This is a genomic window from Pseudoalteromonas sp. GW168-MNA-CIBAN-0100, assembly GCF_040309225.1.
Classification (GTDB): domain Bacteria; phylum Pseudomonadota; class Gammaproteobacteria; order Enterobacterales; family Alteromonadaceae; genus Pseudoalteromonas; species Pseudoalteromonas arctica.
On record NZ_JBEOOL010000529.1, the window covers coordinates 1 to 275 of the forward strand.

The 275-nt window shown below is 41.8% G+C and carries 1 protein-coding gene; it reads right to left on the minus strand.

Going from position 1 to position 275, the window contains the following annotated elements:
- On the minus strand, positions 1 to 275 hold a 275-nt coding region (locus tag AAEY62_RS22285; protein WP_350636586.1), incomplete at both ends, for a malic enzyme-like NAD(P)-binding protein.

The following is a 275-nucleotide window of genomic DNA, read 5'->3' on the forward strand; positions in this document are numbered from 1 at the left end:
GTGTTTGCACGCGGCGATGATTCAGCCAGCATTTCGCTAGAAACACTTAACATAGCATCTGTAATACGCGTTGCTTTTGCAGCTATAACCCCTAAACCAATTCCCGGGAAAATATAACTGTTGTTACACTGCGGAATTGGGAAAAGCTCACCATTATATTCAACTGGGGCAAATGGGCTACCTGTAGCAACAAGTGCTTTACCTTCGGTCCAGTTAATAATATCTATTGGGTGTGCTTCTACCTGTTTTGATGGGTTACTTAATGGGAAAATAAT